The following is a 6365-nucleotide window of genomic DNA, read 5'->3' on the forward strand; positions in this document are numbered from 1 at the left end:
GCGGGCAAGTCCCGCGCCGCGTCTTGGCGCTTCAGGCCTGTCGGCGCACCGCTTGATCCTGGAGGTCTGCGCGCACCTTGGCTGCATCGCGCGCGGCCAGTATCGCGTTTTTCATCAACGCCTTCTGGGTCTGCGGCGCCAGCCCGTTGACCGGCGGATCGCGGTCCAGATTGGTCGGGAACGAATAGCCCTCGGCCGCGGCGGACAACGCGGCGTCCAGGTCCGCCTCGCTCAGGCGGCCGGCCTTCCAGGCCGCGCAGAGAGGCGCATAGAGCGCATCGCACATCGCCTGACGATCGACACTTTCCATCGCACGGCCAAAGGGCGAGGATATCTGCAAGAGGTTCACCATACGGTGCACATCGGCGCTGCGGTTCTCACCTGCGGCGTGAAACAGCGCCGGACTAAAGAATATCGCATCACCCTTTGCCAACGGCAACTGCACGCAGTTGCTCTCGAAGTGGGCACGAAAATCCTCGCGCCGCCAGGCCAAATAGCCGGGCCGATAGGTCTGCGAGAACGGCAAAAGCTTCGTCGGCCCGCTTTCGACAGTCATGTCGCAATGGGCAATGCCGCCCTGCAACGTCATCAGCGGCGACAGATCGTGCACATGGGCCGGGTAGGTCGCGCTGATCTCGGCGGTCTGGAAACCGAGGTGATAATCGCGATGCACCTGTTGCGCCTTGCCACCCGGATGCACGAGGTTGATCTGCGCCGTCATTTGATAGTTCGGCCCCAACCAGGCCTCGCAGGCGGCGTCGATGGCCGGAGTCGCGAAATATCGCACGAAGACCTCGGGGGCCGTGACCGCCAATTTCTGCAACGAATTCCAGATGCGGTCGTTGCTGCCCGCGGCGGCAAAATGATCTGCCCCACCACCATTGGCGGCCTTTTCCTGGACGATGATCTGCTCATAGACGGCGGTGGCCGCATCAATGGCGTCCAGATCGGGGCACGCGCCTTTCAGGACGAAGACCCCTGCCCCATTCTGCAGGATGCGCGCCCATTCGGTCATCAGGGTCCGACGCGCGGCAGTATCGGCCAGCGCTTCGGCCAATGCACCGGCGTCGTAGACCGGCACATTCTTCGGGGCGTCCAGCGCATGGGGAATGTCGGACGGGTTCACGGTTTGCGCGGTCAGCGCGGCGAAGTCATCCAAGGCGCAGGCCTTGGCAGAGTAGAAGCCGGTTTGCGATGCGTCGGTCATGTCTTTCATGGCGAAGTCCTCCCTATGCTTGCCCAGATTACGGATCGCACGCCTTGCGTGCGGACCAATTCGCATCAAGAAATACATCAAGCGATGCAGGCGCTGCGCATAACCCACTAATTCCCCATAAAGAAGATCGCCCGTCAAGTCAGGCTGGGCACTGCCACGGTCGATCGCGCGCTGAATGGGCGCCCCCATGTCAGCCAACAGACCCTGAAACGTGTCGCGGCTGCGATAATCGAGTTGGAGGCCCAAGAGGCTCAGCTTGCCGCGCGAGGCCGCCGGTTGTTCGTCGACATCGTGGTCGAGGCACCCCGCCGGTTCACGCGTGAAATCCGCACAGCATCCGAAAGCGCGATCTACCAGGTGTCAGGCGGTGTGATCAGGCCGCGCTTCCGGTTCCAGGAGCTCATGACTGAAGATGAGGTCGTGGCCGCGCTTTGCCGGGCTCGCAAGAACAACAGCCAAGGTGTCCGCCTCAAGGCGCGCGATACCCCGGTCGTGCGGGAGGCGGTGGATCGGCTTGCGGGGGCTGCCATCCCCGTTTTTACATTGGTCACCGACCTGCCCGGCACTGCGCGCGCAGCCTATATCGGGCTTGATAACGGCAATGCCGGGCGAACGGCTGCGTATCTTGTGGCTCAAGGGCTGAAGCGCGCGGGATCGGTCGCCCTGACGGTCCGCAGCCAGGATGGATTCGCTGGCGAAACGGAACGCTTTCAAGCCTTCTGCGCCGAGTTGACAAAACTTAGGCCAGTCGGCCGGATCGTGGACGTGGCCGGCGGTGCGGACTTGCGCGCCGATACCGCCCGGCGCGTGTCAGAGGAACTCGGGCGGACCGGCACGGTATCGGCCGTGTATTCGATCGGCGGCGGAAATCGTGCGATTCTCGCCGCCATGGCCGAGCATGGGATCGGCGACGTGACCTTCATCGCCCATGACCTTGATCGTGAAAACCGGCAGTTTCTCCAGGAGGGCGCGATCACCTTCGTCCTCCACCACGACCTCATCGCCGACATGCGCGCGCTTTTCGGCGGGGTCCTCAAGCATCACGGCCTCTCGGCCTGGTCCGCGCCTTCTTTCTCAAGCGATGTCCAGATCGCAGGTCCGCACAACGTCCCCTCCTTGCACGGCTGACGGGCGTTGCCGCGGTCGCCGTAGCCCTACCCGACGGGCCGCAGGATCGATAGTGCGCGCGCGAAAGACCGGCGCGCATATCAACACCGTCGGGGCGGTAAATGCGTGATGCAGCGGGCGTCAGTCGGAGCGTATCATCGCTTGAGATAGAAGCACCTTCAGTGTTCCCTCAACGAGGTCCTCTGGCGCTGGAACCACCGCGCCCCCGAGACAAAAGTGCGGAAACGGAAGTCCTGTTCGGGCTCCCGATCACCGGAAACCACGACCTTATGGAAACCGATCCCGGTGGTTGACCAGATGCGAGGTCTTCTGCGTGACGCGGCGGGCCGTGAGATGTGTCGCCCACCTGCTTCGGGGCGCCGCGAGCCGCCCTCACTCACCACGAAAGCCCGGTTGGAGACCGGGTTGACCATGCTGAGCACGGAGTTCTTCATAGCTGTCACATCCCGGAAGGTAGTAAGGCTGCTTCTTGAACAGCTGCAGCTTCCTTTGATGCCAGTCCCTCAGGGCGCTGATGGGGGTTCGGCCGTTCAGCACGTATTGCGGGAGTTGGCCGTTGTAGAGCCGGACATAGCTTGGGATCGTCGTTTCCAGATCATCGCCTGAACGGAAGCGGTGGCTATGCAGAACGTCCTCGATCCGTCCGTTGAACCGCTCGACCATCCCATTGGTCTGTGGCGACTTCGGCGGGGTCAACCGGTGCTCGATGTCCAGGGCGGCGCAGAGCGTGTCGAATTCGTGCTGCCCAGTAGCCGCCCGCTTGCGCAGGCCGAAGAGGCGGTCGGTGAACTCTTTTCCGTAGCACCTCGGGAAGAATGGCTGCCGACAGGTTATGGCCGCGCGCGCAGCCCTCAAATCGCGTAGCTTGTGGCCATAACCTGGTCTCAGGTCTCAACAGTGGTTTTGCTGAACCACACTGCTGAGGAGACCGGCTATGACCGCCACCGATACTACGGCCTCGACCTTGATGGTCGCCATCGACATTTCCAAGCATCGCCATGAAGTCTTGATCGGCGTCCCCGGCAAGAAGCGCCGTCGCCGACTGACGATCACGAACGCGCTGGACGGCTTTCAGCGCTTGGCCACGGCGCTTTCCAGCTACAATCTGCCGGTGCAGATCGGGTTCGAGGCGACCGGCAACTATCATCGACCGTTGGCGCACCACCTCGGCCAGGCTGGGTTCGATCTGAAGCTCGTCTCTTCCGTCGGTCTGGCCCGGACGCGTGAAGCCCTGCACAACAGCTGGGACAAGAACGATCCGAAGGACGCCCAGGTCATCCTGCACATGCTCGAGATTGGGGCTGTTCAGTTCTTCCATGATCCGCTTGTAACCGGCACTGCCGACATTCAGGAGCTGTCGAAGACCCACGAGGTCGTCCCGCGTTCGAAGACCGAGCTGTGGCATCGCATCCTGACCCACTACCTGCCGCTGTACTTCCCCGAGGCCAAACGCTTTCACCGCAGCTCGCGCACCGACTGGTTCCTGGCCTTCCTGGAGAAGTATCCGTCACCACACATGATCTCTGCCATGAGCCGCGAGGCCTTCATCGCCGATGCCTGGCAGGTAGTCGGCCGCAAGATGTCCAAAGAACACTTGCTTTCAGATATTTACGCCACGGCGGTTGGCTCCGTGGGATTGCCCGTCTACCCGGATTCCGATGCCGTTCGCATGTTCCGCCTCGTGCTGGCCGAAGGGCGCAGTCTGGTTCGACAGCGCGACGAGATCGAGGCGCGGGCCGGCGAGCTCCTCTCCGATCACCCGGACTACCAGCTCCTGACCACTGTCCCGGGGATCGGCCCGATAAACGCTCTGACCATTCTCGCCGAGGCCGGTGATCTGCGCCGTTTCCGCCATCACCGCCAATTCCTGAAGTTCTGCGGCATGGACCTCGCAACTGTGCAGTCCGGCATGTTCCGAGGACAAAGCCGCATCTCGAAGTATGGCAACGCTCGGCTCCGCCGAACCCTATGGATGGCTGGCCAGGTTGCCGTGCTCAAACGCACCAACAGCTTCCGTGACAAGTTCGAACGCTACATCGCGCGGGACCGACACAATGCCCATCTGCGCCGCAAGGCCTACACCGCGATCGCGGCCAAGATGGCGCGCACCGTACACGCTGTGGTCAAACACGGCGAACCCTATCGCCCCCTTCTTCGAGGGGGTGAGCCCAGGCGGAAGGACCCTTGTCTGATAAGAGCCGTGGAGGCAGTTCGCTGACCTCGTAGATAATGTTCAGGTCTTCCGCTTGGGATTATGGATCTCGTCTTAAGGACGGTGGGGGCCGCCATCGCGCGTACCCTGTGTTTGCTATGGGAGTGACCGCTTCTTGACGGCGGAGACCGCTTGGGCAACCATATCAGGGCATTCGGGACACCAGATGCCCCATGACCTGCTGACTTAAGCAGCCAAATCTTTCCGATATAGGACGTGGTCTGTGAGTATGGTGCGGATACGCATCGGGCATGCGCGCTCGAGGTCGCGTAGGAAGCGCCGGGCATTGGCTGCGGTCTTGGCCGTGAAGATGCGGATGAATACCCAACGGGTCGCCCGGTCAATGGCGACGAACAGGTACCGGCGGCGACTTTCATCGGCCATTTGCGGAAGGTATTTCACGTCGACATGCAGGTAGCCGGGCTCGTAGGCCTTGAAGGGCTTGTGGGCGGGTCTCGGCGCCTTCGGCTTCAGGTCCTGCAGCCGGAACACGCCATGCCGCCGCAGACAGCAGTCCAAACCGGAGCGTGAGGCGTTCGGGTTCAGGAACTCCCTGACAACCGCCAGCAGGTCGTCCAGCGACACGAGCATTGTCTTGCAAAGCGCTACTGCGACAGCTTCTTGCGCGGGCGTCAACGTCGTTTGAAGCCGATGCGGCGTGTGGCTGAGATCCTCGACGCTGTCACGCTTGCGCCACTTGTAGACCGTCTGCTCAGTCACGCAGAAGCGCTCCGCCAACACCGACGCAGCGTCCGTGCTCGCCTGGATCACAGCCCGGATCTTCGGCGTCGTCGTCGCTTGCTTGTGAATATGGATCAGCATGGTCTTGCAAAGTCCTGCATATCAGTCAGCACTGATCTTGCCATGAAGAGCGCAAATCGCCGAGGGTTTATGTGATCATCCGGGCCCCTACATCTACCGAAACACCCGCGACCGCCGGGTCGAGGCGCAAGCCGAGATCTACATCACAGGTCTGTTCGCCGCCTTCGAGCAGATCGAGACACGCGGCGTCATGTCGAGGCCCGTGTCGGCCGAGTTCGGAGTGGAAGGGTACTTCTTCCGGTACGAGCGTCATTTCGTGTACTGGCGACGGCTCTCAAATGGCGACACCGGGATTGTTACGATCCTGCACGAGCGGATGCATCAAATAGACCGCTTTAAGGAGGATTTTTGGTAAGTATCTGACCAGAAATAATTTTTCTGGATAGTGCCGGTGCTGCGGCCGAAGGGTCAGACTTGGAGAACGTTGGATCTCGGTCCCGTTCTCTCCGCCACAACGTTTCGCCAAGCGCATGTTTTTAGGGTGGAAATTTTCTCATTGCCCCACGCGTCCCCACACCTGTTCCCACATCTCGACGCCGCTTGCCACCTTCGGGATCACTCCTCCGACACATCGTACGCTGACTCGCCTGTGATCAGTTCCCGCACTCGGTCGCGGTCGATTTGGCCGTAGCTGCGCAGAGTAGTCAGGACATCGGTGTGGCCAAGGTTTTGGGATGTGGCGACGATTTCGGCGACGGAGGTGCAATTCTTCGTCGCGTGGCGGGCCAACATGTGGCGGAAGGCGTGCGGGCCAAAGGTGGCTAGGCCTGCGGCGGTGAAGGCCGCGTTGACGATCTTGCGAGCCGGTTCGGTGCTTTTCCATGGGCGGCGCGCGAAGCCATCGGCTTGGAAGCCGGTTTCGGCGCTGACCTTTAAAGCTGTGGCGGGGAAAAGCGGGTCGTCGGGGCCGTAGAGAGCCACGTCTTCGAGATGGGTGATCCATGCGCGGAGCGCAACTTCGGCCTCGGGGAAGCCCTTGGCAAAGAA

3 protein-coding genes and 4 pseudogenes are annotated in these 6365 nt (G+C 61.8%); 3 read left to right on the forward strand and 4 right to left on the reverse strand.

Annotation, left to right across the window (positions count from 1 at the left end; translation table 11 throughout):
- Window positions 1-31 precede the first annotated feature (31 nt).
- The gene (locus J1C49_RS21130) at window positions 32-1216 is read right to left on the reverse strand and encodes a phytanoyl-CoA dioxygenase family protein (protein WP_370639444.1); all 1185 of its coding nucleotides are present in this window, start codon (window positions 1214-1216) and stop codon (window positions 32-34) included.
- A gap of 402 nt (window positions 1217-1618) precedes the next feature.
- Here J1C49_RS21130 and J1C49_RS21140 point away from each other — a divergent pair, with 402 nt between their 5' ends.
- On the forward strand, window positions 1619-2344 hold the full coding sequence (locus tag J1C49_RS21140; RefSeq protein WP_227447808.1) for a substrate-binding domain-containing protein: 726 nt from the start codon (window positions 1619-1621) through the stop codon (window positions 2342-2344).
- A gap of 438 nt (window positions 2345-2782) precedes the next feature.
- On the opposite strand, the pseudogene J1C49_RS21150 reads toward J1C49_RS21140, so the two are convergent.
- Window positions 2783-3142 (reverse strand): annotated as a pseudogene (locus J1C49_RS21150) (integrase core domain-containing protein); the annotation flags it as partial.
- Window positions 3143-3278: 136 nt separating this feature from the next.
- Here J1C49_RS21150 and J1C49_RS21155 point away from each other — a divergent pair.
- A pseudogene (locus J1C49_RS21155) lies at window positions 3279-4536 on the forward strand (IS110 family transposase).
- Window positions 4537-4772: 236 nt separating this feature from the next.
- Here J1C49_RS21155 and J1C49_RS21160 read toward each other — a convergent pair.
- Window positions 4773-5378 (reverse strand): annotated as a pseudogene (locus tag J1C49_RS21160) (IS481 family transposase); the annotation flags it as partial.
- A gap of 55 nt (window positions 5379-5433) precedes the next feature.
- Between J1C49_RS21160 and J1C49_RS21165 the strand changes: the two are divergent.
- Window positions 5434-5733 (forward strand): type II toxin-antitoxin system RelE/ParE family toxin, encoded by a 300-nt coding sequence (locus J1C49_RS21165; RefSeq protein ID WP_227447810.1) that lies wholly within the window; start codon window positions 5434-5436, stop codon window positions 5731-5733.
- A 200-nt stretch (window positions 5734-5933) separates the two neighbouring features.
- Here J1C49_RS21165 and J1C49_RS21170 read toward each other — a convergent pair.
- Window positions 5934-6365, reverse strand: a pseudogene (locus J1C49_RS21170) (integrase); the annotation flags it as partial.

Source organism: Cognatishimia sp. F0-27, from assembly GCF_020667845.1.
Lineage (GTDB): Bacteria > Pseudomonadota > Alphaproteobacteria > Rhodobacterales > Rhodobacteraceae > JAFMPQ01.